The 25,488-nt window shown below is 73.7% G+C and carries 20 protein-coding genes; 15 read left to right on the top strand and 5 right to left on the bottom strand.

Annotated elements, in window-relative coordinates; genetic code table 11:
• Nucleotides 1-9 precede the first annotated feature (9 nt).
• The 4 genes from FOF52_RS07235 (at nucleotide 10) to FOF52_RS07220 (ending at nucleotide 4,532) form a co-directional block, all read left to right on the top strand.
• A complete protein-coding gene (locus FOF52_RS07235) occupies nucleotides 10-960 on the top strand; it encodes a D-alanine--D-alanine ligase family protein (RefSeq protein ID WP_248593059.1) in 951 nt (316 codons plus the stop codon).
• 134 nt (nucleotides 961-1,094) lie between these two features.
• Nucleotides 1,095-2,129, top strand: coding sequence for a DUF2330 domain-containing protein (locus FOF52_RS07230; protein ID WP_248593058.1), 1,035 nt, complete (start codon nucleotides 1,095-1,097; stop codon nucleotides 2,127-2,129).
• Nucleotides 2,130-2,282: 153 nt separating this feature from the next.
• Entirely contained in the window at nucleotides 2,283-2,753 is a 471-nt protein-coding gene (locus FOF52_RS07225) for an NUDIX domain-containing protein (RefSeq protein WP_248593057.1), read from the top strand.
• A gap of 261 nt (nucleotides 2,754-3,014) precedes the next feature.
• Nucleotides 3,015-4,532 (top strand): glycosyltransferase family 2 protein, encoded by a 1,518-nt coding sequence (locus FOF52_RS07220; protein ID WP_282573921.1) that lies wholly within the window; start codon nucleotides 3,015-3,017, stop codon nucleotides 4,530-4,532.
• Between the two features lie 139 nt (nucleotides 4,533-4,671).
• Here the strand turns inward: FOF52_RS07220 and FOF52_RS07215 are convergent, their stop codons facing one another.
• The 4 genes from FOF52_RS07215 to aroQ all read right to left on the bottom strand — a co-directional run bounded on the left by FOF52_RS07215 (nucleotide 4,672) and on the right by aroQ (nucleotide 8,074).
• Nucleotides 4,672-5,433, bottom strand: a complete 762-nt coding sequence (locus FOF52_RS07215; RefSeq protein WP_248593056.1) for a nucleotidyltransferase domain-containing protein — start codon at nucleotides 5,431-5,433, stop codon at nucleotides 4,672-4,674.
• A gap of 38 nt (nucleotides 5,434-5,471) precedes the next feature.
• On the bottom strand, nucleotides 5,472-6,326 hold the full coding sequence (locus FOF52_RS07210; RefSeq protein ID WP_248593055.1) for an SDR family oxidoreductase: 855 nt from the start codon (nucleotides 6,324-6,326) through the stop codon (nucleotides 5,472-5,474).
• 81 nt (nucleotides 6,327-6,407) lie between these two features.
• Nucleotides 6,408-7,508, bottom strand: a complete 1,101-nt coding sequence (pstS, locus tag FOF52_RS07205; RefSeq protein ID WP_248593772.1) for a phosphate ABC transporter substrate-binding protein PstS — start codon at nucleotides 7,506-7,508, stop codon at nucleotides 6,408-6,410.
• 116 nt (nucleotides 7,509-7,624) lie between these two features.
• Entirely contained in the window at nucleotides 7,625-8,074 is a 450-nt protein-coding gene (gene aroQ / locus FOF52_RS07200) for a type II 3-dehydroquinate dehydratase (RefSeq protein WP_248593054.1), read from the bottom strand.
• A gap of 227 nt (nucleotides 8,075-8,301) precedes the next feature.
• On the opposite strand from aroQ, the gene glgX reads away from it, so the two are divergent.
• The 9 genes from glgX to treZ all read left to right on the top strand — a co-directional run bounded on the left by glgX (nucleotide 8,302) and on the right by treZ (nucleotide 22,495).
• The gene (gene glgX / locus FOF52_RS07195; protein WP_248593053.1) at nucleotides 8,302-10,455 is read left to right on the top strand and encodes a glycogen debranching protein GlgX; all 2,154 of its coding nucleotides are present in this window, start codon (nucleotides 8,302-8,304) and stop codon (nucleotides 10,453-10,455) included.
• A gap of 40 nt (nucleotides 10,456-10,495) precedes the next feature.
• The gene (treY, locus tag FOF52_RS07190; protein ID WP_248593052.1) at nucleotides 10,496-12,829 is read left to right on the top strand and encodes a malto-oligosyltrehalose synthase; all 2,334 of its coding nucleotides are present in this window, start codon (nucleotides 10,496-10,498) and stop codon (nucleotides 12,827-12,829) included.
• Between the two features lie 49 nt (nucleotides 12,830-12,878).
• On the top strand, nucleotides 12,879-13,733 hold the full coding sequence (locus FOF52_RS07185; protein ID WP_248593051.1) for a putative RNA methyltransferase: 855 nt from the start codon (nucleotides 12,879-12,881) through the stop codon (nucleotides 13,731-13,733).
• 416 nt (nucleotides 13,734-14,149) lie between these two features.
• Nucleotides 14,150-15,910 (top strand): ABC transporter family substrate-binding protein, encoded by a 1,761-nt coding sequence (locus FOF52_RS07180; RefSeq protein ID WP_248593050.1) that lies wholly within the window; start codon nucleotides 14,150-14,152, stop codon nucleotides 15,908-15,910.
• A 67-nt stretch (nucleotides 15,911-15,977) separates the two neighbouring features.
• The gene (locus tag FOF52_RS07175; RefSeq protein WP_248593049.1) at nucleotides 15,978-16,988 is read left to right on the top strand and encodes an ABC transporter permease; all 1,011 of its coding nucleotides are present in this window, start codon (nucleotides 15,978-15,980) and stop codon (nucleotides 16,986-16,988) included.
• Entirely contained in the window at nucleotides 16,981-17,916 is a 936-nt protein-coding gene (locus FOF52_RS07170) for an ABC transporter permease (RefSeq protein WP_248593048.1), read from the top strand. Before FOF52_RS07175 ends, FOF52_RS07170 begins: the two co-directional genes overlap by 8 nt.
• The gene (locus FOF52_RS07165; protein WP_248593047.1) at nucleotides 17,913-20,066 is read left to right on the top strand and encodes a dipeptide ABC transporter ATP-binding protein; all 2,154 of its coding nucleotides are present in this window, start codon (nucleotides 17,913-17,915) and stop codon (nucleotides 20,064-20,066) included. Before FOF52_RS07170 ends, FOF52_RS07165 begins: the two co-directional genes overlap by 4 nt.
• A gap of 462 nt (nucleotides 20,067-20,528) precedes the next feature.
• Complete coding sequence (locus tag FOF52_RS07160) at nucleotides 20,529-20,678, top strand: hypothetical protein (protein ID WP_248593046.1); 150 nt, start codon at nucleotides 20,529-20,531, stop codon at nucleotides 20,676-20,678.
• 68 nt (nucleotides 20,679-20,746) lie between these two features.
• The gene (treZ, locus tag FOF52_RS07155; protein WP_248593045.1) at nucleotides 20,747-22,495 is read left to right on the top strand and encodes a malto-oligosyltrehalose trehalohydrolase; all 1,749 of its coding nucleotides are present in this window, start codon (nucleotides 20,747-20,749) and stop codon (nucleotides 22,493-22,495) included.
• A gap of 3 nt (nucleotides 22,496-22,498) precedes the next feature.
• On the opposite strand, the gene FOF52_RS07150 is transcribed toward treZ, so the two are convergent.
• Nucleotides 22,499-23,890: a GH1 family beta-glucosidase gene (locus FOF52_RS07150; RefSeq protein ID WP_248593044.1), complete on the bottom strand. Its 1,392-nt coding sequence runs from the start codon at nucleotides 23,888-23,890 to the stop codon at nucleotides 22,499-22,501.
• A 211-nt stretch (nucleotides 23,891-24,101) separates the two neighbouring features.
• On the opposite strand from FOF52_RS07150, the gene FOF52_RS21895 reads away from it, so the two are divergent.
• Nucleotides 24,102-24,236 carry a hypothetical protein gene (locus FOF52_RS21895; protein ID WP_282573920.1) on the top strand — a complete coding sequence of 45 codons (135 nt, stop codon included), beginning with the start codon at nucleotides 24,102-24,104 and terminating at the stop codon, nucleotides 24,234-24,236.
• Nucleotides 24,236-25,381, top strand: a complete 1,146-nt coding sequence (locus FOF52_RS07145) for a YeiH family protein (RefSeq protein ID WP_248593043.1) — start codon at nucleotides 24,236-24,238, stop codon at nucleotides 25,379-25,381. Before FOF52_RS21895 ends, FOF52_RS07145 begins: the two co-directional genes overlap by 1 nt.
• The last annotated feature ends 107 nt before the right edge of the window (nucleotides 25,382-25,488 follow it).

The following is a 25,488-nucleotide window of genomic DNA, read 5'->3' as shown; positions in this document are numbered from 1 at the left end:
GGCAGGACCGTGGCCGACCTGAACCGGGTGCTCGTGCTCGCCGGAGGGCTGTCGCCCGAACACGAGGTGTCGGTGCGATCCGGACGGCGGGTGGCCGAGGCGCTGCGCCGCCTCGGGGTGGAGGTGCAGACCTGCGACGTCGGCCCCGAACTGCTCGGCCTCCTGGCCGAGGACCCGCCGCAGGTGGTGTTCCCGGTGCTGCACGGCGCCTCCGGGGAGGACGGCGCGATCCGCGAGGTCCTGGAACTGGCGGGCGTCCCCTACGTGGGCGCGCGCCCCGACGCCTGCCGGGTCGCCTACGCCAAGCCGATCGCCAAGACCCTGGTCGCCGAGCAGGGCGTCGCCGTGCCGCGCGGGCTGGCCCTGCCCAAGTCGCTCTTCCACGACCTGGGCGCGCCCGCGGTGCTGGAGCGGATCGTGGCGATGCTGGGACTGCCGCTGTTCGTCAAGCCCGACCAGGGCGGCTCGGCGTTCGGCGCGGCCGCCGTCACCGACGCCGCCGAACTGCCCTCGGCCCTGGTCGGCTGCTTCGCCTACAGCGACACCGCGCTCATCGAGCAGCAGGTGAGAGGCACCGAGATCGCGGTGGGCGTGGTCGACCTGGGCGACGGGCCGGTGGCGCTGCCGGCCGTGGAGATCGTGCCCGACGGCGGCGTCTACGACTACGCGGCCCGCTACACCGCCGGACGCACCGAGTTCTTCAGCCCGGCCCGGCTCTCCGACGAGGTGGCGCGGGCCGCCGCGGAGGTGGCCGTCACCGCCCACCGCACCCTGGGACTGCGCGACGTCTCCCGCACCGACCTCATCGTCGACGGGGCCGGCCGCGTGCACTTCCTGGAGGTCAACGTCTCCCCGGGCATGACCGACACCTCCACCCTGCCGTTGGCGGTGGAGGCGGCGGGCATGGACTTCGCGGTGGTCTGCCGCGAACTGGCCCACCGCGCCCTGCTGCGGGGCTGACGCCGCCCTCGTGGGAGGCCCCGCCGGTCACAGGAGGGTCACGATCGGCGGGGCCTCCGGCTTTTCCGCGTCCCGGCCGCATCGGACCACCCGAAGACACCCGAAGAGGTCCACGACAGGTGCGGGGAGGACGCGTGCGGGCGGTGCTGCGGCGGTGCGCGGCGGTGGTGGCGGCGGCGGTGCTCGTCCTCGGCACGGGGTGGGCCGCCCCGTCGTGGGCGTGCGGGTGCGGGGCGGCGATCGGCGACATCGACGTCCACGGGGAGAGCACGGTGGTGCACTTCTCCGGCGGGGTGCAGACCGTGGTGCTGCGGCTGGACGCGCACTCCGCGCAGAGCACGGCGGCGCTGCTGCTGCCCACGCCCGCGCCGGCCGAGGTGGCGCTGGGGGAGGCCGCGGTCTTCGACGACCTGGAGCGGCTCTCCGAACCCCGCGTCGAGTACGTCGACGAGTGGTGGCCCCGGTGGAACGCGGGACTGCGGTCCGGGGCGGGACCGGACGGGGTGGCGGTCCTCGACCGGGTGGAGCTGGGACCGTTCGACGCGGCCACGCTCGCCGCCGGGGACGCCGCCGCGCTGCACGGCTGGCTGGAGGACAACGGCTTCGACCTGCCCGTCGACCTGGCGGAGGCGCTGCGGCCCTACGTCGAGGAGGGCTGGTACTACGTCGCGGTGCGCCTGGACGCCGAGGAGGCCGCCCTGTCCGGGGCGCTGGCGCCGGTGGAGGTCACCTTTCCCGCCACGGAGCTGGTCTATCCGATGCGGTTGACCGCGCTGTCGGAGTACGGCCAGTACGCGCGCCTGTACCTGCTGGCCGACCACCGGATGGAGCGCGCCGACGGGGTCCCGGTCCGCTCCGAGGTGCGTTTCGCCGGGCCGGTGTCGGCCGCCGACGTGGAGTCGGCGCGGCTGCGCGACCTCATCGGCCCCGACGGCGCGTTCCTGACCACCCTGGACCACGACATCCGGAAGCCCTCCGCGCTGACCGGCGACTTCGTGTTCGAGCCGGCCGCCGAGGACACCCCCTACCAGGAGGTGGTGCGGGTGGCGCGGACCGTGCACGTCCTGGGTTTCGCGGCCGGGCCGTTCGTCACGGTGCTCGGGGCGCTGGTCCTGCTGGCGGCGGCCGTGCTCGCCAGGGGGCTGGTGCGGCGGGCGCGCCGCCGCTGAGGCGGCCGTGCCCCCGGGGCGGGAGCTGCGCGGAGGACCGGAGGGCCGGGGGAGGACAGCGCCCCCGGCCCTCCGGTCGGGCGTCCTGCCGGTCGCGTGTGCCGCCCCCGTCCCCCGTGGAGGGCGGCAGCGGGCGGGCGCTAGCCTGCCGGTATGACCGGTCTGCTCCCCGCCGAACAGTGGTTCGCCAGTCTGCCCACGTCCTACCTCGCCGCGTCCGGGCTGATCACCGACCCGGACGGCAGGGTCCTGCTGGTCGACCCCAACTACCGCGAGCACTGGACGATGCCGGGCGGGGTCGTGGAGCACGGCGAGGCCCCGCACCTGGCCTGTGAGCGGGAGGTCGCCGAGGAGGTGGGGTTGGCGGTGCGCAGCGGGCGGCTGCTGGCGGTGCACTGGAGCGCGCCCCGTCCTCCGCGGCCCCGGCCGTTCCTCTCCTTCGTCTTCGACTGCGGCACCGTCGCGGCAGACACGCCGATCCGGTTGCAGGAGGAGGAGTTGGACGGGTACGTGTTCGCCGAGCCCGCCCGGGCGCTGCGCCTCATGGACCCGGCCCTGGCGCCGCGTCTGGAGGCGGCGCTGCGCGCCCGCGGCCGCGGGGAGACCGTCTACGTCACCTCCTGAACCGGGGCTTCAGTGACCTTCGTCACGTTGTATTGGCGCTGGTGGGAGAGTAAGGCCGTGGTCGGCGGGGGAGACTGAGAGTGTCTCTGACCGCGGATAGTGTCGGAGAACCGCAACGGTGATCGTGCGGTCACGGGCGCGCCGCCGAGGAGGACGGACTCGGCGACGCGCCCGTTCGCGTCCGGGGGCGGGTACCGGAAAGGGGCGGGCACCGCCTCCTATAGTGACCGTGTGAAGCTATTTGATTACTCAGAGTTGTGCATGGAGGGTGTGTCCCCACCCTCGGCCACCGATCCCCGTGTGTTCCGCAACGACTGGACGGCGCTCGCCCCGCCCGAGGTGGGCTCCTGGACACCCGGCCCCACCGTCAGCGTCGTCATCCCCGTCCGCGACGACCAGCGGCGACTCGACCGGATCCTCGCCTGCCTGGCCCGCCAGACCTACCCCGGGCACCTGGTGGAGGTGGTCGTCGTCGACGACCACTCCGCGACACCGCCGCGACTGCCCGACCTGCGCCCCGAGCGGTGCCGGATCGAACCCGCCCCGCCGGACGGCTGGGGCCCCGGCCAGGCCCGCGCCCACGGCTCCCGCCTCAGCACGGGCGAGGTGCTGTGCTGGCTGGACGTCGACCTGTTAGTCGAGTCCACCCTCGTGGAGACGCTGGTCCGCTGGCAGCACGCCCACTCCCAGGCGGTGGCCCTGGCCGACGTCCGCTACGCGATCGACCGCGACCTCGACCCCGCCGAGGCCGCCGAACTCGTCGCGGCGAACACGCTGCGCCGCAGTCTCCCCGACGCCCCGCCCCATCCCCGCATCGCACGGCTTCTCTCCCGTACCGACGACCTCCGCGACTGCGACAGCCAGGGCTTCCGGGCCTTCGTCGGCTCGTGCGTGACGATGAGCCGCACCCTGTACGAGGCCGCGGGCGGCGTCGACCCCGCACTCGTCCTCGGCCACGACACCGAACTCGGCTACCGGCTGTGGCAGTCGGGGGCGGTGTTCGTGCCGGACCGCGCCGCCCGCGCCTGGCACCTGGGCGGCGCGACGGTCAACCGCACCCGTGTGCCCGGCGCGCGCAGCGACGCGCTCGCCGCCCTCGTCCCCTACGCGCGCCCCGCCCACCGGCCGCGGCGCCGCCCCGAACACCGGGTGCCGATGGTGCGTGCCGTGGTCGAGGTGGCGCAGCACCCCTACGAACTGGTGCGCGCCTGCGTGGACCGGCTGCTCGCCAGCGCCGAGGTCGACCTGGAGGTGGTCCTGGCCGCCGACTGGGACACCGCCGCCGATTTCTGGCTTGAGGCCCGCCTGATCCAGGCGCACTACCTGGCCGAACCCCGGGTCCGGTTCGCGGCGCGCGCGCCCCGCACCGGATTCCCCGCGCCCTACCTGCTCCAGGTGCCGGTCACCTGCGGGGTGGGGCCGCGGGCCGTGGCGCGGATGGTGGAGCGCGCCGAGTGGTCGCGTGCCGGAGTCGTCGAACTCGTCCGCGACGCCCCCAGGAGCCTGACCCTGTGGCGGACCCGCGCACTGGCGCGGGTCCTGGGCGGCAGCGGGGCCGAGGAGGACCCGGTGGAGGCGGTGGCCGCGGTGCACGGCCGCTACCGGATGCACGGCGGGGTCGAGACCGTCGACCTGTCCGGGGTGGTCGACTTCGCCGGGCAGGTCGCCGCCGCGGGCCGCCGGGGACCGCTGGCCGTCCTCCTGCGGGGCCGCGGGCGGCCGGCCGCGGCGTGGCGCCGGGTCCTGGCCGCCGTCCGGCGCCGCCTGCGGGTGCGCTGAACGTCCCGTTTCCGGGGCGGCCCGCGAGCCGCCCCGGAAACGGGCGCGGGAAGGCCGCGGCGGCCCTGCCGGGGACGGGCGCCCCCGGTCCGCCTGCGCCGGCGGCCGGACGGCCCCGCCGCGGGACGGTCGGGCGCGCCTAGGCGGCGGCGTCGACCCGCGCGGCCATGAGGGCGCGCGCGGCGTCCACCGCCTCGGCCAGGGCCTGCGGTTCGGGGCGCACAGCGGCGACGATCCCGTCGACACCGCGCAGGTCCGCCCGGTCCAGCAGGGTCTTCTCGTTGGTGGTCCACTCGCCGCGGGCGGCCAGGACCGCGTGCGCGGCCTGGCAGGCGGCCACCGCGACCGCTCCGGCGACCTGGGCGGCCTGGGCGCGGGGCGCGTGGTTGGCGCGCGCGTAGTCCAACGTCAGGCGCGCCGTGCCCCACCAGCGCGGCGGGGCGCTCGCGCGCAGCGCCTCCGGGAAGTCCGGGCAGGGCAGCTCGCCGCGCAGCACCCGGTTGCGCGCGAGTTCGGCCACCACCAGGTAGGTGGGGATCCCGGCGAGGTGGAACAGCAGCGGTTCGACGTCGAAACGGCCCTGCTCGGCCTCGGCGATGTGGTGCTCGACCACGGCGAGGTCGCGGTAGTGCACGTCCACGCGGCGGCCGTCGACGGTCAGCCAGGCGCCTCCGTTGAACACCCCGCCGCCCCAGCCGCCGATCTCGAAGACCTCGCCGGGCCAGCCGAGGTCGCGCAGGTCCTGCGGGTCGAAGCGGTCCCGGTAGTAGACGGCCAGGTCCCAGTCGCTGTCGGGGCGGTGGGTGCCCAGGGCCCGCGAGCCGCCCAGACTCACCGCCCGCACCCCGGGCAGGGCGGCCAGCCGGTCCGCGACGTACCCGACGAACTCCCTGTCCTCCACCCGCACCTCCCGCCGGTTCCCGCAACGGCCACGGCGGTTCAGCCTACCTGGATCTCCCCGCCCACGGGGGTCAGCACCTGACCGGAGTAGTACGACGACAGCCGTCCGCTGGCGAAGAACACGTAGGACGGGGCGACCTCGTCGGGGTCGGCGGCCCGCTCCATCGGTGCCTGCCGGCCGAAGCCCTCCACCTTCTCCTCGGGCAGCGTCGCCGGGATCAGCGGCGTCCACACCGGGCCCGGCGCCACGCAGTTGATGCGGATGCCCCGCTTCATGTAGTGCTGGGCCAGGCTGTGCGCCAGGTTCATCACCGCGGCCTTGCTGGCGGCGTAGTCGATGAGCGAGGAGTTGCCGCGCAGCCCGTTGATGGAGCCGGTGACGATCACCGAGCCGCCGTCGGGCATGACCGGGATGGCCGCGCGCAGCAGCCAGAACACGCTGAACACGTTCACCTCGAAGGTGCGGCGCAGCTGCTCGGTGGACAGGTCGGCGAAGTCCTCCACCGGCGCCTGCACCGCGTGGTGGGCCACCAGCACGTCCAGGCCGCCGAACTCGGCGACGGTGCGCCGCACCACCTCGGTGCACCGGTCCTCCTCAGCGAGGTCGCCGGGCAGCAGCAGGCTGCGCCGCCCCGCCGCCTCGACCAGGGAGGCGGTGTGGCGGGCGTCCTCGTCCTCGCTCAGGTAGGCGACGGCCACGTCCGCGCCCTCCTTGGCGAAGGCCGCCGCCACGGCCCGGCCGATCCCGGAGTCGCCGCCCGCGATCAGGGCCCGCTTGTCCTCCAGCAGGCCGCTGCCGGTGTAGTCGCGCATCTCGTCGCGGGGACGGGGCACCATGCCCCTGGTCTGCCCCGGGTGGGGCTGCTGCTGTGCCGGAGGGTGGTGCTGTGCCATGCGTGGTGCTCCCGGTGTCGAAGGGTCGGTGTCACCGGGAGCGGCTAACCGGCGGAGGGGGGCGCAAACCCGCGGCCGCGCTCAGCGCACGCCGATGGCCTCCACCGAGGCCAGCAGTTCGTCGCGCAGCTGCGGGGTCAGCGGGGCCGAGCCCGACTCCTCGGAGGCGGCCTGCTGGCCCTCGTCGCTGAGCAGGTAGCCCAGGAACGCCCTGACGCCCTCGGCCTCGGCCTCCTCGTCGTAGGCCAGGCAGGCGATCTCGTAGCTGACCAGCACGATGGGGTAGGCGTCGGTGCCGGTGGCGGTGTAGTCCAACGCCAGGGCGTGGTCGTGCGGGCCGCCGCCGGGGCGGCGCGGCGAGACCGCCACGATCTGCGCCGCCGAATCCGGGGACAGCGCGACGAACTCGCCGTCCTGGCCGATGCGGGCCGTGGTCATGCCCTCGGCGTGGGAGGCCTCCAGGTAGCCGATGGTGCCCTGGCCGCCGCGGATCGCCTGGGCCACACCGCTGTTGCCCTGCCCGGCCTCGACCGGGGGGAAGGGCCACTGGCCGTCGGGTTCGTGGGGCCACTCCCGGCCCGCGGCGGAGGCCAGGTAGGAGGTGAAGTTCTCGGTGGTGCCGGACTCGTCGGAGCGGCTGACCGGGATGACGGGCAGGTCGGGCAGGTCGACGTCGGGGTTGGTCTCGGCGACGGCCGGGTCGTTCCAGCGGGTGATGTCGCCGCTGAACAGGCGGGCCAGGGTGGCGGGGGTCAGGTTGAGCTCGTCCACGCCCTCCAGGTTGAACGCCACCGCGATCGGCACCACGTAGGCGGGCAGGTGGATCACCTCGGAGCCGCAGCGCTGCCGGGCCTCCTCCAGTTCGCCCTCGTCCATGGCCGCGTCGGAGCCCGCGAAATCCACCGCGCCGTCGATGAACTGGCTGCGGCCGCCGCCCGAGCCGATCGCGTCGTAGTAGATCCGCGAGTCGTCGCAGGCCGTCTGGAAGCCGGCGATCCACACCTGCATCGCCAGCTCCTGGGCGCTGGAACCGGAGCCGGAGACGGTGCCGTCGAAGCACTCCAGGTTCTCGGGCACCGGGATCGCCTGGCCGCCGCGCACCGCGTTGTCGCTGCCGCAGCCGGCCGCCAGCGCCAACGCGCTCAGCAGCGCGATCACGGTCCCGGTGCGGTGCCTCGCCATCGACACGGTTGTCTCATCCCCCGAACGAATACACGGTGGTCATATGCCGTCGAAGAATTTAACCAGAGGTGAACGACTCGTTTCGTCGGGGAGGGGTGGAGGCGGCGGCCGGGGCCTCAGCCGTTGCGGCCGATCAGCCAGACGACGTGGCGCAGCGCGAGTTCGTATCCGTGCACCCCGCAGCCGCTGATGCTGCCGCTCATCACCGGAGCGGTCACCGAGGTGTGCCGGAACGGTTCGCGGGCGTGGATGTTGGAGATGTGCACCTCCACGCACGGGGTGGGCACCGCCTCGATCGCGTCGCGCAGCGCGATGCTGGTGTGGGCGTAGGCGCCCGGGTTGAACACGACGCCGTCGAGGTCGCGGGCGGCGTGGATGCGGTCGACCAGTTCGCCCTCGTGGTTGCTCTGGGCGCACACCACGTCCACGCCCAGCTCGTCGCCCAGTGCCACCAGCCGCTTCTCGACGTCGGCGAGCGTGGTGGTGCCGTACTGGGCGGGGTCGCGTCGACCCAGCAGGTTGAGGTTGGGGCCGTTGAGCAGCAGCACGGTGGGGCGGGACGACATGGGGTCGCAGCCTTTCACGAATGACCGGTGGAAACGTGGGCACCAGCCTAGTGACCGGCGGCCCTGCCCGCGGCAACACGCCGGTGACCCGGTCACGGCATCGCCGTGCGGCGGGGCCGGTCTAGAGTCGTCACGCGCGGCCGCCGCGCGGCCCGCCGCGACGGCCGGGTCGTCCCTGAGCCGACCATGCTCCGCCGGGGAGGCGGAGCCGGACAAGGAGCCCCACGTTGCGACCCTGGCTGGGCACTCCCTATCCGCTGGGCGCCACCTTCGACGGCGCCGGAACCAACTTCGCCCTCTACTCCCAGGTCGCCGAGTACGTCGAACTGTGCCTGTTCGACGACGACGGCGCGGAGACCCGGGTGCGGCTGCCCGAGGTGCAGGGCTTCGTCCACCACGGCTACCTGCCGGCGGTGGGTCCCGGGCAGCGCTACGGCTACCGGGTGCACGGGCCCCACGACCCGGCGCGCGGCCTGCGCTGCAACCCCAACAAGCTGCTGGTCGACCCCTACGCCAAGGCCATCGAGGGGGCCGTGGAGTGGAACGAGGCGGTGTTCGACTACACCTTCGGCGCCCCCGAGCAGCGCAACGACGCCGACTCGGCGCCGTACGTGCCCAAGTGCGTGGTGGTCAGCCCGTTCTTCGACTGGGGCAACGAGAAACGGCCCGGCGTCCCCTACCACGAGACGGTGATCTACGAGACCCACGTGCGCGGACTGACCGTACGCCACCCCCAGGTCCCCGAACGGCTGCGCGGCACCTACGCCGGCATGGCCCACCCCGCCGTCCTCGACCACCTGCGGAAACTGGGCGTGACCGCCGTGGAGCTGATGCCGGTGCACGAGTTCCTGCACGACCACGCGCTGCAGGCCCGCGGACTGCGCAACTACTGGGGGTACAACACCATCGGGTTCTTCGCCCCGCACAGCGGGTACGCGGCCACCGGCACCCGCGGCGAGCAGGTGCAGGAGTTCAAGGCGATGGTCAAGGCCCTGCACGAGGCCGGCATCGAGGTCATCCTCGACGTGGTCTACAACCACACCGCCGAGGGCAACCACCTGGGGCCCACCCTGTCGCTGCGCGGCATCGACAACCTCGCCTACTACCGGCTGGTCGAGGAGGAGCCCGCCTACTACGTGGACTACACCGGCTGCGGCAACTCGCTGAACGCCCGCGACCCGCACTCGCTGCAGCTGATCATGGACTCGCTGCGCTACTGGGTGCTGGACATGCACGTCGACGGGTTCCGCTTCGACCTGGCCTCGGCCCTGGCCCGGGAGTTCTACGACGTGGACCGGCTCAGCGCGTTCTTCGACATCGTGCAGCAGGACCCGGTGATCTCCCAGGTCAAGCTGATCGCCGAGCCCTGGGACGTGGGACCGGGCGGCTACCAGGTGGGCAACTTCCCGCCGCTGTGGACCGAGTGGAACGGCAAGTACCGCGACACCGTCCGCGACTTCTGGCGCGGCCAGCCCGCCACCCTCGGCGAGTTCGCCTCCCGCATCACCGGCTCCTCCGACCTGTACCAGGCCGACGGGCGCCGCCCGGTGGCCTCCATCAACTTCGTCACCTGCCACGACGGCTTCACCCTGGCCGACCTGGTCTCCTACGACCGCAAGCACAACGAGGCCAACGGGGAGGACAACCGCGACGGCACCGACGACAACCGCTCCTGGAACCACGGCGTGGAGGGCCCCACCGACGACGCGGCGATCACCACGCTGCGCCGCCGCCAGATGCGCAACATCCTGACCACGCTGATGCTCAGCCAGGGCGTGCCGATGCTGTCGCACGGCGACGAGGTCGGCCGCACCCAGCACGGCAACAACAACGCCTACTGCCAGGACAACGAGATCGCCTGGGTCGACTGGGACCTGGCCGAGGCCAACGCGGACCTGCTGGAGTTCACCGCCGCGGTCACCGCGCTGCGCCGCGGGCACCCCATCTTCCGCCGCACCCGGTTCTTCGCGGGCAGCCCCATCCGCTCCGGCGACGAACTGCGCGACATCGCCTGGTTCACCGCCGAGGGCAGGGAGATGACCCAGGAGGACTGGGGAGAGCGGTTCGGCCGCTGCGTGGTCGTGTTCCTCAACGGCGACGGCATCACCGACCTGGACGCCCGCGGCCAGCGCATCAGCGACGACTCGTTCCTGTTGTGCTTCAACGCCCACGACCGCGACGTGGAGGTGGCCGTGCCCGGGCAGGCCTACGGCGCGGAGTGGACGGTGGTGGTCGACACCGCCACCGGCCAGGTGCTGGCTCCCGCGCAGCCCGCACCGGACCCGGGAGGCGGGGACCGCTCGCGCGTGGTCAAGGCCGAGGAGCGCATCGCGCTGTGCGCGCGGTCGCTGCTGCTGCTGCTGCGCCGCACCCGCGCCTGAGCGGGAGCGGCCGAGGAACGGAAAGGGCACGAGGAGCGCGATGAGCGCACACACCAGTCCCACGGCCACCTACCGGCTGCAACTGCGGCCCGGGTTCGCCTTCGCCGACGCCGCCGAGACGGCCGACTACCTGGCCCGCCTCGGGGTGGACGCGGTGTACGCCTCCCCGGTGCTGGCCGCGGCGGCCGGATCCACCCACGGCTACGACGTGGTGGACCCGACCCGGGCCGCCCCTGCGCTGGGCGGGGAACGGGGGCGCGTCGCGCTCGGCGACCGGCTGCACCGCCACGGGCTGCGCCTGGTCCTGGACATCGTGCCCAACCACATGTCCATCGCCGACCCGGTCGCCAACCCGTGGTGGTGGGACGTGCTGCGGCACGGCCGCGACTCCCGCTACGCCCGCTGCTTCGACATCGACTGGTCCGCGGGACCGGTCCTGGTGCCGGTGCTGGCCGACGACGGCGACGACGGTGCGGCCGCGCTCGGCGAACTCACCGTCGCCGACGGCTGCCTCACCTACTACGAGCACCGCTTCCCGCTGGCCGAGGGCACCTACCAGGCGGGCGACAACCCCCTGGAGGTGATGGAGCGCCAGCACTACCGGCTGGTGTCGTGGCGCAGGCAGGACGCCGAACTCAACTACCGCCGCTTCTTCGACGTGGCCACCCTGGCCGCGGTGCGGGTGGAGGATCCGGCGGTGCTGGAGGCCACCCACGGCGAGGTGCTGCGCTGGGTCGCCGACGGCGACGTGCACGGCCTGCGGGTGGACCACCCCGACGGGCTCAGCGACCCGGGGGAGTACCTGCGCAGGCTGCGGGACCGCTGCGACGGCTGGATCGTGGTGGAGAAGATCCTCGCGCCCGGCGAGGAGCTGCCCGCGTCCTGGCCGGTGGAGGGCACCACCGGCTACGACGCTCTGCGCGAGGTCTGCGGGGTGTTCGTGGACCCGGCGGGCGAGCGGCCGCTCACCGCGTTCGCGCGGGAGGCCGGGGTGCCCGTCGACTTCGCGCGGGTGGAGGAGGAGTGCCGCCGCCGCATCGCCACGACGACGCTGGCCGCCGAGGTGCGGCGGATCGCCGCCCTGCTGCGCGGGGTGGAGGCGGAGCGGGCGCGCGAGGCCGTCGTCGAACTGCTCGTCGCCTTCGACGTCTACCGCAGCTACCTGCCGGAGGGGCGGGAGTCCTGGGACCGCGCCGTCGACCGTGCCGTGCGCCGCCGCCCCGACCTGGCCGGGGTGCTGCGGCGCGTCGACACCGAGGCGCGCGCCGACCCGCGGGGCGAACTGGCCCGCCGCATCCAGCAGACCAGCGGCATGGTGGTGGCCAAGGGCACCGAGGACACCGCGCTGTACCGCTGCACCCGGTTCGTGGCGCTCAACGAGGTGGGCGGCGCCCCCGACCGGTTCGGGGTGTCGCCCGCCGAGTTCCACGCCGCCGCCGAGCACCGCGAGGCGGTGTGGCCGCACACCATGACCACCCTGTCCACCCACGACACCAAACGCTCCGAGGACGTGCGGGCCCGCCTGGCAGTGCTCGCGGAGCTCCCCAAGGAGTTCACCGCGGCCGTGCGCGACTGGACGGCGCGCGCCGGGCTGAGCGAGCCCGCGCTGAACCTGCTGGCCTGGCAGACGCTCGTCGGCGCGTGGCCCATCGGCGCCGACCGGCTGGGCGGCTACCTGCTGAAGGCGGCCAGGGAGGCGAAGCTGCGCACCTCGTGGGTGGCCCCCGACCCCGGTTTCGAACGCGAGGTCGCCGAGTGGGCCGAGCGGGTGCTTGCCGACCCCGACGTGGCGCGGGGGGTCGCCGCGTTCGTCGACCGGGTGCGCGGCCCGGGCTGGTCCAACGCGCTGGGGCAGAAGCTGGTGCAGCTGCTGGCACCGGGGGTGCCCGACGTCTACCAGGGCACCGAGCTGTGGGACCTGTCGCTGGTGGACCCCGACAACCGCCGGTTCGTCGACTACGGGGAGCGCCGCCGCCTGCTGGAGCGGCTGGAGGGCGGGTGGCGGCCGCCCGTGGACGGCACGGGCGCGGCCAAGCTGCACGTGGTGCGCCAGGCGCTGGGGGCACGCCGCAGGCACGACCTGGCGGGCTACCGCGCGCTGCGGGCGGTGGGGGCGGCCGCCGGGCACTGCCTGGCGTTCGCCCGGGGACGGGACCGCCGGGTGGTGGCCGTGGCGACCCGGCTGCCGGTGGGCCTGGACCGCGGCGGGGGGTGGCGCGACACCGTCCTGCCGCTGCCGTGGGGCCGCGGCGGCTGGGTGGACGTGCTCACCGGCCGCGCGGTGCCCGCCACCGACGGCGGCGGGTTCACCGCCGCACGCCTGGCCGCGCTGCTGGACCGCTACCCGGTGGCGCTGCTGGAGCGCCGGGAGTGAACGGCCGCGCGGCCGGGGCGGGCCGGGCGCGCGGGTAGCCTGGGCGGTCATGGACGACAGGGAGCGGCTGCGGATCCCCGGCCCCGTGGTGGAGGCGCTGGCCTGCCCGCACTGCGGGGGCGGCCTGGCGGCGTCGGGCGGTGCGCTGGCCTGCGCGCGGGGGCACTCCTTCGACGCGGCCCGGCAGGGGTACGTCAACCTGGTCGTGGGACGGCCGCCCGGTGCCGGGGACGACGGGGAGATGGTGCGGGCCCGCGGCGAGTTCTTCGCCGCCGGGCACTACGCCCCGCTGGCCGCGGCGCTGGCCGAGCACGCCGTCCGGTGGTGGAGCGGGGGCCTGGTGGTCGACGTCGGCGCGGGCACCGGCCACCACCTGGCCGCGGTGCTGGACGCGGTGCCGCAGGCGCACGGCCTGGCCGTGGACGTGTCCCGCTACGCGCTGCGGCGCGCCGCCCGCGCCCATCCGCGCGCGGGCGCGGTGGGCTGCGACGTCTGGCGCGGGCTGCCGCTGGCCGCGGGCTCGGCGGGGCTGCTGCTCAACGTGTTCGCGCCCCGCAACGGGCCGGAGTTCGCGCGGGTGCTGCGCGGCGACGGAGCGCTGCTGGTGGTGACCCCGGCCGCGCACCACCTGGCCGAGCTGCGCTCGGCGCTGGGGCTGATCGCGGTGGACCCCCGCAAGGAGGAGCGGCTGGCCGCGCAGCTGCGGAGCCACTTCACGGCGGGGGAGGAGGAGCGGGTCACGGTGCCGCTGCGACTGACCCGCGCGGAGACGGCGACCCTGGTGGGGATGACGCCCAGCGCCCGCCACGTGGCTCCCGAGGTGCTGCGGGACCGGCTGGCCGGGCTGGACGAACCGGTGGAGGCGACCGCGGCCTTCCGGGTGTCGGTGTACCGGCACCGGTGACGAAACCGGAACGAACATCCGGCTTCGGGGGAAATGTGGAATATGTCAGATTTGTCTACGATTTGAATTTTGTCGGAAATTAAAAAACCGGGAATTTCTGGCATCCGGTTCCTGGGGATGTTTTTGTTTCCGCTGGGGGTGGCGTGTCGGCGCCCCGGTTCGGGAGGTTCTCCGCTCCGGGTTCGCCGGCGGGGCTGCCGGGGAAAAGTCACATATCACTGTTCGGCTTCCCGGGCCGTGTGGCCGTCCACCACAATGGTCCGGTGGTGACGGGACGGCGGCGTGGAGATTGCGGCTGGATCACAAAGTGTGGAGAAAACTACACGATTGTCTAGAGTAATGGTCTCATTACTCCCAGATTGTTCGGTTTTGCGGGATTCGTGACCACAGATACGGACAGCCAAGGGGAGAGGGCCGTGCGCCACACCAACAGATCCACCGTGTTCGCCGCGTCGCTGACCGCGGCGTTTCTCGTTCTCACCGCCTGCGCCCCGCAGGAGGGCGGCGGAGGCGGAGCCGACGGCCTCGCCGACTGCGCGGAGCACCCCAACACCTGCAACAGCGGGGAGCGGGCCGACGGCGGCGACATCACCTGGATCGTCGACTCCCTGCCGGGGGCCTGGGCGACACTGTCCCCGGAGGGCGGCAGCGTCTACACCCTCCAGATGCTCCACGGCATCCTGCCGAACACCGGGCGCTGGGAGCCCGACGGCGCCACCTTCAGCACCAACACGGACCTGCTCGCCGAGGAGCCGCAGGTCGTCAACGAGGACCCGTTCACCTACCAGCTCACCATCCGACCCGAGGCGGTCTGGGACGACGGCACCCCCATCACCGCCGCCGACTTCGAGATCACCTGGAAACTCAGCACCACCGAGGAGGCCGGGCACTGCAAGGGCTGCCGGCCCCGCGCCGACAACTACGACCGGATCGCCAGCGTCGAGGGCAGTGACGACGGCTCCACCGTCACCGTCACCCTCGCCGACGGCGCGGCCGACCCCGAGTGGCGGGACCGCTTCAGCGCCGACGACATCGCCGGCGGCCTCTACCCCGCCCACGTCGCCGAGGAACAGGGCTTCGACATCACCACCCCCGAGGGCGTGGGCGAGTACTTCGAGTGGCTGCACACCACCATGCCCACCTTCTCCGGCGGCCCCTACCGGCTGGTCGAGGGCGACCTGGAGAACCAGGTCATCAAGGAGCCCAACCCCGCCTGGTACGGCGAGGTCCAGCCCACCCTGGACACGGTCGTCATCCGCTTCCTCACCGACGAGGGCACCTGGATCAGCGCCCTGGACAACGGCGAGGCGCACGGCACCTCCCCCGTGGCCTTCGGCCAGGACACCGTGGAGCAGGCCCGGCAGCGCCCCAACCTCAACGTGAGCATCACCGCCGGCCCCAGCTGGGAGCACGTCGACCTCAACCTGGACAACGAGTGGCTCAAGGACGTCGAACTGCGCCGGGCCATCTTCACCGCCATCGACGTGGACGACATCATGCAGCGCACCATCGCCCAGCTCTACCCCGAGGCCGAACGCCGCACCAACCACGTCTTCCCCAACACCAGCCCCTACCACACCGACGTCATCACCGACACCGGCCAGGGCAGCGGTGACACCGAGGCCGCCCGCCAGATCCTCCTCGACGCCGGGTACACCTACGAGGGCGACACGCTGACGCTGGACGGCGAGGAGGTGGGCCCGTTCCGGCTGCGCTCCACCAGCAACACCGTGCGCGACACCTCCACCGAGCTGATCCAGTCCTACCTGGCCGAGATCGGCATCACCGCCACCATCGAGCCCACCGACGACCTGGGCGCCACCCTCGCCGGCCAGGACTACGACATCATGCAGTACGGCTGGAGCAGCACCCCGGCCTTCGCCACCGCGCCCAACCAGTACTGGAGCAGCAGCAGCGACAGCAACTTCGGCGGCTACCGCAACGAGAAGGTCGACAAGCTCACCGACCTCGCCCGCAACGCCTCCTCGCTGGACGAGGCGGCCGAGCACGCCAACGAGGCGGCCCGCATCGTCGCCCAGGACGCCTACGTCCTCCCCCTGTTCGCCATGCCGGTCTACATCCTCGTGACCGACGACTACGTCAACGTCCGCGACAACCCCTCCTCCAGCCTGCGCGGTCTCTACCAGCACCACGAGTGGGGCCTGGCCGCCCAGTAACCGCACCGGACCCGGGGCGCGGGAGCGCCCTCGCGCCCCGGCCCGCTCCGCCCGTCGAGGACCGCCCATGCTCGTCTACACCGTCCGCCGCCTGCTGGGCACCATCCCCCTGCTGCTCGCGGCCTCACTCCTCACCTTCCTGCTGGTCGACCTGTCCGGAGACCCGCTCGCCGACCTGAAGGTGCAGCAGCCCCCCGTGCCCGCCGAGGTGATCGAAGCCGAGGAGGAGCGCCTCTACCTGGACCGCTCCCTGCCGGAGCGCTACGTGCTGTGGCTGACCGGCATCGGCGGCGACGGCGACATCGGCCTGCTGCGCGGCGAGTTCGGGCCGTCGGTCCGCGGACCCGACTACGACATCGGCCAGGCCCTGGCCGACCGGCTCGGCACCACGCTGCGGCTGGTCGCCGCCGCCCTGCTGCTGGCGCTGGGCCTGGCGATCCTCACCGGGGTCGTCAGCGCCGTACGCCAGTACTCCGCGATCGACTACACCCTGACCTTCGTCGGCTTCCTCGCCCTGGCCATGCCCACCTTCTGGCTGGGCGCGCTCGTCAAGGAGGCCGGGGTGTGGGCCAACCAGCAGACCGGTTACACGCTCTTCTACACCGTCGGCGCGACCTCCGCCGACACCCGCGGCTTCACCGCCTGGCAACTCTTCACCGACCACCTCGGCCACCTCGTCCTGCCCACCCTGACCCTGATGCTCACCGGATACGCGGCCTGGAGCCGCTACCAGCGCACCTCGATGCTGGAGGTGCTCAACAGCGACTACGTCCGCCTGGCCCGCGCCAAGGGCCTGCCCAACCGGGTGGTGCTGCGCAGGCACGCCCTGCGCACCGCCCTGATCCCGCTGACCACCGTCGCCGCGGTCACGGTCGCCGGCACCGTCGACGGCGTCATCCTCATCGAGACCGTCTTCCAGTGGCGCGGACTGGGCGACTTCTTCGTGGAGGCGATCAAACGCAGCGACGCCTACGCCCTGATGGGCTGGCTGATGCTGAGCGGGACCGCCGTCATCCTCGCCAACCTCATCGCCGACCTGCTCTACGGCGTGCTCGACCCGAGGATCCGCCATGAGTGACCTGCAGGCGCCCACCAGCGCCGCCACCCCGCCATCGGCCGACCCGCCGACCGACGCCCCCGACACGGCCGCACACGGACAGCTCCGCCTGGTGCTGGCCCGGTTCGTGCGCCACCGCATGGCCATGACCAGCCTCGCCGTGTTCGTCCTGACCGTGCTGTTCGCGTTCGCCGGCCCGCTCCTGTGGGCCTGGGACCACACCGTGCACCGGGAGATCCTGCCCAACCAGCCGCCCAGCTGGGACCACCCCTTCGGCACCACCAACGCCGGACACGACGTGCTCGGCCAGTTGATGCGCGGCACCCAGCAGACCATCAAGGTCGCGCTCACCGTGTCGGTGCTGGCCACCGCGTTCGGCGCGGTGTGGGGCGCGGTCGCCGGATACTACCGGGGCTGGGTCGACGCGGTCATGATGCGCACCGTCGACGTGCTCATGGTGGTCCCGCTGCTCGTCGCGGTCGCCGCCATCGGCGGCAACGTGCGCGGCGGCACTACCTGGTGGGTGGTCGCGCTGATCATCGCGCTGTTCTCGTGGACCACGATCGCGCGGGTGGTGCGGGGCGTGGTGCTGTCGCTGCGGGAGCAGGAGTTCGTGGAGGCGGCCCGCGCCGCCGGGGCCTCCGACGCCCGCATCATCCTGCGGCACCTGCTGCCCAACGCCGCCGGCCCCGTCATCGTCGCCGCGACCCTGCTCATCGCCACGGCGATCCTGCTGGAGGCGAGCATGTCCTTCCTCGGCTTCGGCATCCAGGCGCCCGACATCTCGCTCGGGCTGATGATCGACAACGCGCGCACGGCCGCCTTCACCCGGCCGTGGCTGTTCTACCCGCCGGGACTGTTCATCGTGCTGATCTGCCTGACGATCAACTTCATCGGTGACGGCCTGCGCGACGCCCTCGACCCCCGACAGACGATGGTGCGCCGATGACCTCGACCAACCACGCCGAGAACACCGCGTCCGCCGCCGCGGCGGACGACGACGTCGTCCTGGACGTCACCGACCTGGACGTCCGCTTCCCCACCGACGACGGGCCCCTCCACGCGGTGCGCGGCGTCTCCTACCGGCTGCGCCGGGGCGAGGCGCTGGGCATCGTGGGCGAGTCCGGCTCCGGCAAGTCGGTGGCCGCGCTGGCCGTCATGGGGCTGCTGCCACGCACCGCGCGCGTCCGCGGCTCCGCCCGGGTGCTGGGCCAGGAGATGGTCGGCCTGGGCGACGCCGCGATCAGCAGGGTGCGCGGCGCGCGCATCGGCATGGTCTTCCAGGACCCGCTGACCTCGCTCAACCCCGTCTACACGGTCGGCCGGCAGATCACCGAGGCGATCCACGCCCACCGCGACGTGTCCCGCGACGCCGCCCGCGCACGCGCCGTGGAACTGCTGCGGACCGTCGGCATCCCGCAGCCGGAGCAGCGGGTGGACGCCTACCCGCACGAACTGTCCGGCGGCATGCGCCAGCGGGTGGTGATCGCCATCGCCATGGCCAACGACCCCGACGTGATCATCGCCGACGAGCCCACCACGGCCCTGGACGTGACGGTCCAGGCGCAGGTGCTGGAGGCGCTGCGGGCCGCGCGCCGCGCGACCGGGGCCGCGCTGGTGCTCATCACCCACGACCTGGGGGTGGTGGCGGGCCACGTCGACCGGGTCGCGGTCATGTACGCGGGACGGATCGTGGAGACCGGGACCGTCGACGAGGTCTTCTCCTCCCCGCGCATGCCCTACACGCTCGGGCTGCTGGGCAGCCAGCCCCGCATGGACGCCGCACGCCGCGCCCGGCTCGTCCCGGTCCCCGGCTCCCCGCCGTCGATGACGCGGGAGCCGTCGGGGTGCGCGTTCGCGCCCCGCTGCCCGCTGGCGCAGCCGGTGTGCCACGACACCGACCCGCCGCTGGTCGAGACCGGCCGGACCCGTGCCGCGGCCTGCCACTTCACCGACCGGCTCGGCGACGTCCGGGCCGAGGAGCTGTTCCTGCCCCCGCCCCCCGTCTCCGCCGCGCCGGCCGGGACGGTGCCCGCCGAGGCGGAGGGCACCCCCCTGCTCGTGGCGGACGGCCTGGTCAAGCACTTCCCGGTGCGGTCCAAGGGGCTGCTGCGCCGCCGCAGCGGAGAGGTGCACGCGGTCTGCGACGTCTCCCTGGAACTGCGGGCCCGCCAGACGCTGGCCCTGGTGGGGGAGTCCGGCTGCGGCAAGTCCACCACCGCCCGGCTGCTGCTCAACCTGGTCCCCGCCACCCACGGCCGCGTCCGCTACCGGGACCAGGAGCTGACCGGGCTGTCGCGCGCCCGGATGCGGCCGCTGCGCCGCCGGCTGCAGATCGTCTTCCAGGACCCCTTCGCCTCCCTGGACCCGCGGATGACGGTGTTCGAGGCCGTCGCCGAGCCGCTGCGCATCCACGGCCGCTTCGCCGACGGCGGAGCGCGCCGGGTCCGTGAACTGCTGCGCCTGGTCGGCCTGGACCCCGAGCAGGGCAGCCGGTACCCGCACGAGTTCTCCGGCGGGCAGCGCCAGCGCGTCGGCATCGCCCGCGCCCTGGCGCTGGAACCGGAGGTGCTGGTGCTGGACGAACCGGTGTCGGCCCTGGACGTGTCCGTCCAGGCCGGCGTGGTCAACCTGCTGGAGGAGCTGCAGGACCGGCTGGGCCTGTCCTACCTGTTCGTCTCCCACGACCTGTCGGTGGTGCGGCACGTCGCCGACCGGGTCGCGGTGATGTACCTGGGGCGGATCGTGGAGACGGCGCCGGTGGAGCGGCTGTTCACCGCGGCGGCCCACCCCTACACCCAGGCGCTCATCTCCGCGATCCCGCTGCCCGACCCGCGCCGGGAGCGGAGCCGGGAGCGGATCGTGCTCACCGGCGACGTGCCCAGCCCGCTGGACCCCCCGTCGGGCTGCCGGTTCCGCACCCGCTGCCCCACCTTCGCCGGCCTGGGCGAACAGCAGCGGAGCCGCTGCGTCACCCAGGTGCCGCCGCTGCTGGAGCAGGGCGACGACCACGCCGCGGCCTGCCACTACGCCCAGGCACGCGACCTTGTGCACGGCCCCTCCCACGACACCGGTCAAGGACCGACACGGCAGGACTGACCGGCGGGGACCGCCGTATCCGGACAGTTTCCGACCGCAGTTTTCCTGCAGCTTCGGGCACTCTCCCCCTCGAAAGGGGGAGAGACCATGACGGTGTCCGGCCGCACCGCCCGCACCTGGGCCCTGGTGGGGGCGGTGCTCGCGGTATCGGCGCTGGCCTTTGCCCCGGCGCAGGTGGGAGGCCCTGGGGCGGCGACCCGCGCCCCTGCGGCAGGGGGACCTCAAACCCATCGAGGAGCGGCGGGTCACGGCGCTGGGCGTGACGGTCGTCGACCTCACCCTGCTGCGCACCGGCCGCGGGGACGACTGCCTGATGCCCGGACAGCTGGAGGTGCGCTGGGCCGACGCCGACGGCTGGGCCGTGCGGGCGGAAAAGCCGAGGGAGCCGTTCCCGATCGCCCCGCTGCAGACCGCGGCACTCCCCCTGTCCCAGGCCGCCCCCGGCACCTTCGACCCCGACGAGTGCACGCCGAGGTCCGGGGCATCGAGATCTTCCTGTGGGGCGAGTCCGGGGGCTCGTCCGTGGGGGTGGGGCCCGACCAGCGCGTCTGCGCCGAGCCGACGGCCGTCGACACCGCGGTGGGCGCGGTGCGGCAGGAGAGTCCCGCCTGACCCCGGCGGTCCCGCCCCGCCCCCGCACCCGCCCACATGACCGGGGCCGCCGCGGGTAGGAACGCCGCGTGGACACGACCGGAGCATGGAACTTCGCGGTGTGGGCGCCCGCCGCCGAGCGGGTCAGGGTGCGGGTGGACGGGGCGGACCACCCCATGGACGCGGGCGCGGACGGGTGGCACCGCGCCGCCGTGGCGGGGGCGGGACCGGGCAGCGACTACGCCTTCCTGCTCGGCGACGACGACACCCCGCTGCCCGATCCCAGGGCGGTGTGGCAGCCGCACGGGGTGCACGGACCCACCCGCGTCTACGACCACTCCGCCTTCGCCTGGACCGACACCGCCTGGACCGGACGCGCACTGCCCGGGTCGGTGATCTACGAGCTGCACGTGGGCACCTTCACCGCCGAGGGCACCTTCGACGCCGCCGTCGACCGCCTGGACCACCTGGTGGCGCTGGGCGTGGACGTCGTGGAACTCATGCCGGTCAACGCCTTCGACGGCCGCCACGGCTGGGGCTACGACGGGGTGCTGTGGAGCGCGGTGCACGAACCCTACGGCGGCCCCGACGGCCTCAAACGCTTCGTCGACGCCTGCCACGCCCGCGGGCTGGCGGTGCTGCTCGACGTCGTCTACAACCACCTCGGCCCCTCCGGCGCCTACCTGCCGCGCTTCGGACCCTACTTCAGCGGCGAGAACGCCTGGGGGCCCTCGCTCAACCTGGACGGCCCCGCCTCCGACGAGGTGCGCGCCCACGTCGTCGAGGGCGCGCTGTCCTGGCTGCGCGACTTCCACCTGGACGGGCTGCGCCTGGACGCGGTGCACGCGCTGCGCGACTGCCGCGCCGCGCCGCTCCTCGCCGAACTGTCCGCACAGGTCGACGCGCTCGCCGCCGGGCTGCGCCGCCCGCTGAGCCTGGTCGCCGAGTCCGACCGCAACGACCCGGCCACGGTCACCGCGCGCGAGGCGGGCGGCCTGGGCATGACCGCCCAGTGGTGCGACGACGTGCACCACGCGCTGCACACCGCGCTCACCGGCGAGGACCACGGCTACTACCGGGACTTCGCCGCCCCCGGCGTGCTGGCGCACACCCTGCGCCAGGTGTTCTGGCACGCGGGGACCTACTCGTCGTTCCGCGGCCGCGTCCACGGACGACCCGTGGACACCTCACGGCTGCCCGGTCACCGGTTCGTGGCCTTCCTGCAGAACCACGACCAGGTCGGCAACCGCGCCGCCGGCGACCGGCTGTCCGCCACGGTCCCGGTGGACCTGCTGGGCTGCGGTGCGGCGCTGCTGCTGTGCTCCCCCTACACCCCGATGCTGTTCATGGGGGAGGAGTGGGCGGCCAGCACGCCGTGGCAGTTCTTCGTGTCCTTCCCCGACCCCGAGCTGGCCGAGGCGGTGCGCCGGGGGCGGCGGCGCGAGTTCGCCTCCCACGGCTGGGACGGCGCCGCGGTGCCCGACCCGGCGGACCCGGCCACCCGGGACGCCTCGGTGCTGGACTGGGCAGAGCGCCACCGCGGCGACCACGCCCGGATCCTGGGACTGTACCGGGACCTGATCGCGCTGCGCCGCACCCACCCGGAGCTGGCCGACCCCCGCCTGGACCGCTTCACCGTGGCGGCCGAGGCGGACGGCCGGCTGCTCGTGCTGCACCGGGGAGGTCTGCGGCTGGTGTGCAACCTGCGCGACGCCCCGGCCGCCGTCACCCTGGAGCGCCCCGCGGCGGCGACGCTGCTGACGTGGGGCGGGGCGGAGGTGGCGGAGGCGGCGGTGGCGCTGCGGGCCGCCTCCTGCGCGCTGGTGCGGCTGCGGTGAGGCTCAGCCGCCGTGGCGGGCGCGGTGGTGGGCGATGAGCCGCTGGTACCAGAAGTAGCTGTCCTTGGGCAGCCGCTCCAGGGTGTCGTAGTCGACGCGGACGATGCCGAAGCGGCGCTCGTAGCCGAACGCCCACTCGAAGTTGTCCAGCAGCGACCAGACGTAGTAGCCGCGCACGTCCACCCCGGCCCGGATCGCCGCGGCCAAGGCGTGCAGGTGGTCGTTGAGGTAGGCGACGCGGTCGGTGTCGTGCACCCGGCCGTCGGGGGAGACGACGTCGGGTTCGGCCGAGCCGTTCTCGGTGATGTGGATGGGCGGCAGGTCCGGGTAGCGCTCGGTGAGGTCGACCAGCAGGTCGGTGAAGGACCCGGGGACCACGGGCCAGCCCATGGCGGTGTGCCGCACCCCCTCGAAGGGCTGTTCGGGGGCGCGGATGTCCACGGCGGTGCGGCGCGCCGGGTCGGCCTCCTCGAACGGGCCGTCGGCGACCTTGACGGGCCGGTAGTAGTTGATGCCGAGGAAGTCCAGCGGCTGGCCGATGATCTCCAGGTCGCCGTCGCGCCGGTAGGAGCCGTCGGCGAGCTCCCCCCAGGTCTCGGCCTCGTTGGCGGGGTAGGCGCCGGTGAACAGCGGGTCGAGCCAGACCCGGTTGTGCAGGGTCTCGGCGCGGTCGGCGGCGGCCAGGTCGGCCGGGTCGTCGGAGGCGGGCAGCACCCGGTCGAGGTTGAGGGTGATGCCGACCTCGCCCGCGTCGGCGGCGCGCAGTTCGCGCACGGCCAGGCCGTGGGCGAGGAGCAGGTGGTGGGCGGCGGCCAGGGCGGGGGTGCCCTCGCGGGCGCCGGGGGCGTGGCGGCCCACGGCGTAGCCGACGAAGGCGGTGCAGAACGGCTCGTTGAGGGTGATCCAGTGGCGGACGCGGTCGCCGAGACGGGCGGCGACGGCGCGGGTGTAGGCGGCGAAGTGCTCGGCGGTGGCGCGGGAGCGCCAGCCGCCCGCGTCCTCCAGCGCCTGGGGCAGGTCCCAGTGGTAGAGGGTGGCCGTGGGGGTGATGCCCGCGGCCAGCAGGGCGTCGACCAGGCGGTCGTAGAAGTCCAGGCCGCGCTGGTTGACCTCGCCGGATCCGGTGGGCAGCACGCGCGGCCAGGCGATGGAGAAGCGGTAGGCGTCCACGCCCAGGCGGCGCAGCAGCTCCACGTCCTCGGGGTAGCGGTGGTAGTGGTCGCAGGCCACGTCACCGGTGTCGCCGTTGAGGACCAGGCCGGGGGTGTGGCTGTAGGTGTCCCAGATGGAGGGGCCGCGGCCGTCGGCGTGCACCGCCCCCTCGATCTGGTAGCTGGCGGTGGCCGCGCCGAAGCGGAATCCGGCGGGGAACTCGGGCAGGTGGTCGTTGCTCACTGGCGCTCCTGACGGCTGTCGCGTCACCGTGTGATGAACCGGTTCAGCGGCCCAGGGTAGTGGGCGGCGGCCGAGTGGTCGAGGAGCCGCCTCGGGGAGGGGAGGCCCCTTAATCTATACTAAACAGGTAGGATTAGTTGACGCCGGTGGCGGGCGGCGTGGCGGTCCCGCCCCGGCGCCCCCGTCCGCTACCCCCGTCTGTGAGGACAGCATGAACGACAGAACACCCGAGCGGGCCGGTGCGGCCCGCTTCCGCGTCAGCGAGGACTGGGCGGCGGTCGTCGTCGGCCTGGTCCTGCTGGGCGCCTCCCTGGCCGGCCTCATTCCCGCGGGGCTGGTGCCCTGATGAGCGAGAGCGAGACCACCCCGCGCGAGGCCGCGGGGGCCGCAGCCCCGGACGCCCCCCGGCAGCCCCGGTACTGGGCCCTGCTCGGGGTCGGCGTCGTCGTCGCCCTGGCCGCGGTGACCCGCACCCTGGAGACGGCCGTGCCCGAGGCCGCCGAGGGCACCGGCCTGGCCGGGGTCGCCAAGGCCGTCGAGTACCCCGTCTACGCGGTCGTCCTGGGACTGCTCGGCAACGCCCTGCTGACCGCGACCGGCCTGCGCGACCGCCTGGCCGGGGGCTTCCGCACCGAGTTCTTCATCAAGACCGGCCTGGTCCTGCTGGGCTCCACGGTCCTGTTCGACGTGATCGTCAAGGCCGCGGGACCGGCCGTCCTCCAGGCGCTCGTCCTGGTCGCCTCGGTCTTCCTGTTCACCTGGTGGCTGGGCGGCCGGTTCGGCCTGGACGACCGGCTGTGCGCCCTGCTGGCCTCCTCGGTGTCGATCTGCGGGGTCAGCGCCGCGATCGCCGCGGCCGGGGCGGTGCAGGCCCGCAGGGAGCAGCTCGCCTACACCGCGAGCCTGGTGATCCTGTTCGCGCTGCCGTCGATCTTCCTGCTGCCCTGGCTGGTGGAGCTGCTCGGCCTCAGCGACGCACAGGCCGGGGCCTGGATCGGCGGCAACATCGACACCACGGCGGCGGTCGCGGCCTCGGGCGCCATCGTCGGCGAGGGCGCGCTGCAGATCGCCTCCATCGTCAAGTCCACGCAGAACGTCCTGATGGGCGTGGCCGCGGTGGCGCTGACCGCCTACTTCGCCTTCCGGGTGGCCCCCGCGCAGGGCGGGGCGGTGCAGGCCCGCCCGTCGTGGGCGCGCACCCTGTGGGACCGCTTCCCCAAGTTCGTGCTGGGCTTCCTCGTCGCCTCCGTGGTCGCCACCGTCTGGGCCGGGCTCGCGGGCGAGGCGGGGCAGGCCGGGCTCGACACCGCCAAGGCGCTGCGCGACTGGTTCCTCATCGCGGCCTTCACCAGCATCGGCCTGGAGTTCCGGGTCGGTTCCCTGCGGGAGGCCGGATGGCGTCCGGTCGGGGTGTTCGCTGTGGCCACGCTGTTCAACCTGGTGGTGGGCCTGGTCCTGGCCGTCCTGCTGTTCCACGGGTTCACCCTGTGAGTCGGGAGGCCGTCGGGGGCGGGGCGGGTGCCGCGGCGGCGCCCGCCCCGCCCCCGTGGAGAGAGGTCTGATCTGAGCGTAACCCATTGACACCGCTGAGTGATCCT

The sequence above is a fragment of the Thermobifida alba genome (assembly GCF_023208015.1).
Classification (GTDB): Bacteria; Actinomycetota; Actinomycetes; order Streptosporangiales; family Streptosporangiaceae; genus Thermobifida; species Thermobifida alba.
The sequence above is the reverse complement of the archived record's forward strand: the minus strand, read 5'-3'. Positions and strand labels throughout refer to the sequence as shown.

Coding starts and splice junctions, on each gene's coding strand:
- FOF52_RS07225 (WP_248593057.1), top strand. CDS start 2,283: ATGACCGGTCTGCTCCCCGCCGAACAGTGGTTCGCCAGTCTGCCCACG.
- FOF52_RS07210 (WP_248593055.1), bottom strand. CDS start 6,326: ATGGCACAGCACCACCCTCCGGCACAGCAGCAGCCCCACCCGGGGCAG.
- aroQ (WP_248593054.1), bottom strand. CDS start 8,074: ATGTCGTCCCGCCCCACCGTGCTGCTGCTCAACGGCCCCAACCTCAAC.
- FOF52_RS07165 (WP_248593047.1), top strand. CDS start 17,913: ATGACCTCGACCAACCACGCCGAGAACACCGCGTCCGCCGCCGCGGCG.
- FOF52_RS07175 (WP_248593049.1), top strand. CDS start 15,978: ATGCTCGTCTACACCGTCCGCCGCCTGCTGGGCACCATCCCCCTGCTG.
- treY (WP_248593052.1), top strand. CDS start 10,496: ATGAGCGCACACACCAGTCCCACGGCCACCTACCGGCTGCAACTGCGG.
- FOF52_RS07170 (WP_248593048.1), top strand. CDS start 16,981: ATGAGTGACCTGCAGGCGCCCACCAGCGCCGCCACCCCGCCATCGGCC.
- FOF52_RS07145 (WP_248593043.1), top strand. CDS start 24,236: ATGAGCGAGAGCGAGACCACCCCGCGCGAGGCCGCGGGGGCCGCAGCC.
- pstS (WP_248593772.1), bottom strand. CDS start 7,508: ATGGCGAGGCACCGCACCGGGACCGTGATCGCGCTGCTGAGCGCGTTG.
- FOF52_RS07185 (WP_248593051.1), top strand. CDS start 12,879: ATGGACGACAGGGAGCGGCTGCGGATCCCCGGCCCCGTGGTGGAGGCG.
- FOF52_RS07220 (WP_282573921.1), top strand. CDS start 3,015: ATGGAGGGTGTGTCCCCACCCTCGGCCACCGATCCCCGTGTGTTCCGC.
- FOF52_RS21895 (WP_282573920.1), top strand. CDS start 24,102: ATGAACGACAGAACACCCGAGCGGGCCGGTGCGGCCCGCTTCCGCGTC.